At 67.0% G+C, this 1,881-nt stretch carries 2 protein-coding genes; one reads left to right on the top strand and one right to left on the bottom strand.

Going from position 1 to position 1,881, the window contains the following annotated elements:
- Window positions 1–36: 36 nt before the first annotated feature.
- On the bottom strand, window positions 37–1,218 hold the full coding sequence (nadA, locus tag ACFC0D_RS38465) for a quinolinate synthase NadA (RefSeq protein ID WP_376446752.1): 1,182 nt from the start codon (window positions 1,216–1,218) through the stop codon (window positions 37–39).
- A 261-nt stretch (window positions 1,219–1,479) separates the two neighbouring features.
- Between nadA and ACFC0D_RS38460 the strand changes: the two genes are divergently transcribed.
- On the top strand, window positions 1,480–1,836 hold the full coding sequence (locus tag ACFC0D_RS38460) for an iron-sulfur cluster assembly accessory protein (protein ID WP_018848827.1): 357 nt from the start codon (window positions 1,480–1,482) through the stop codon (window positions 1,834–1,836).
- Window positions 1,837–1,881: the final 45 nt, after the last annotated feature.

The raw sequence follows: 1,881 nt of genomic DNA, 5'->3' as shown, positions 1-1,881 counted from the left end.
ATGCGGGGCGCCCTCGGCGTACGAACGGGAGAACCGTTACGGCAGTGCCAGCATCCGCTCCAGCGCCAGCTTCGCGAAGCTCTCCGTCTCCTTGTCGACCTCGATCCGGTTGACCAGGTTGCCCTCGGCCAGCGACTCCAGCGTCCACACCAGGTGCGGCAGGTCGATCCGGTTCATCGTCGAGCAGAAGCAGACCGTCTTGTCGAGGAAGACGACCTCCTTGTCCGGGTGCGCGTTGGCCACGCGGCGGACCAGGTTCAGCTCCGTGCCGATCGCCCACTTCGAGCCGGCCGGGGCCGCCTCCAGCGTCTTGATGATGTACTCCGTCGAGCCGACGTAGTCCGCGGCGGCCACGACCTCGTGCTTGCACTCCGGGTGCACGAGCACGTTCACGCCCGGGATCCGCTCGCGGACGTCGTTGACCGAGTCCAGCGAGAACCGGCCGTGCACCGAGCAGTGACCCCGCCACAGGATCATCTTGGCGTTGCGCAGCTCCTCGGCGGTCAGGCCGCCGTTCGGCTTGTGCGGGTTGTACAGGACGCAGTCGTCGAGCGACATGCCCATCTCGCGCACCGCGGTGTTGCGCCCCAGGTGCTGGTCGGGCAGGAACAGGACCTTCTCGCCCTGCTCGAAGGCCCAGTCCAGGGCGCGCTTGGCGTTCGACGAGGTGCAGATCGTGCCCCCGTGCTTGCCGGTGAAGGCCTTGATGTCGGCCGAGGAGTTCATGTACGAGACGGGCACGACCTGCTCGGCGATCCCGGCCTCGGTCAGCACGTCCCAGCACTCGGCGACCTGCTCGGCGGTGGCCATGTCGGCCATCGAGCAGCCGGCCGCGAGGTCCGGCAGGACGACCTTCTGGTCGTCGGTGGTGAGGATGTCGGCCGATTCGGCCATGAAGTGCACACCGCAGAAGACGATGTACTCGGCCTCCGGGCGCGCCGCCGCGTCGCGGGCGAGCTTGAAGGAGTCGCCCGTGACGTCGGCGAACTGGATGACCTCGTCGCGCTGGTAGTGGTGGCCGAGGACGAAGACCTTGTCCCCGAGCTTCTCCTTCGCGGCGCGGGCGCGCTCCACGAGGTCCGGGTCGGAGGGCGACGGAAGGTCGCCGGGACACTCCACTCCGCGCTCGCTCTTCGGGTCGGCCTCGCGGCCGAGCAGCAGCAGGGCGAGCGGCGTCGGCTGGACGTCCAGGGGCTGGGCGGTGGTCACGTCACGCACCCTTTCTTTCTGCGGAAGACCTTTTCGTCTAAATGACGCTATCTATCATAACCGCTTCACGTCAGTTTGACGATGTCCATAGTGTCGATGTGACGAATTCGCGGTCCCCGAATCGGATCTTGCCGTTAACCGGTCCGCGAGCGGGTGTGCGAGCATGAAAGGGACAAGACGCGAAAGCCGAGCCTCGCCCGGAATGAATCCGGGGCCCCGCCGGTTGCAACCGTCGGCAAGCAGTCTCCGTACAACCCGGGAGAGAAGCAGATGTCCGTATCGGACGAGAAGACCACTGTCAGCGACGGCATCCTCCTGTCTGACGCCGCCGCGGCCAAGGTCAAGGCCCTGCTCGACCAGGAAGGCCGCGACGACCTGGCGCTGCGCGTCGCCGTACAGCCCGGCGGCTGCTCCGGCCTGCGGTACCAGCTCTTCTTCGACGAGCGCTCGCTCGACGGCGACGTCGTCAAGGACTTCGACGGTGTCAAGGTCGTCACCGACCGCATGAGCGCCCCGTACCTGGGCGGCGCCTCCATCGACTTCGTCGACACCATCGAGAAGCAGGGCTTCACGATCGACAACCCGAACGCCACGGGTTCCTGCGCCTGCGGCGACTCGTTCAGCTAAGTCGTCGATCGGACGTACGAAGGCGGCCGCCCCGGACTTCCGGGG

The sequence above is a fragment of the Streptomyces sp. NPDC056222 genome (genome assembly GCF_042264065.1).
Taxonomy (GTDB): domain Bacteria; phylum Actinomycetota; class Actinomycetes; order Streptomycetales; family Streptomycetaceae; genus Streptomyces.
The sequence above is the reverse complement of the archived record's forward strand: the minus strand, read 5'-3'. Positions and strand labels throughout refer to the sequence as shown.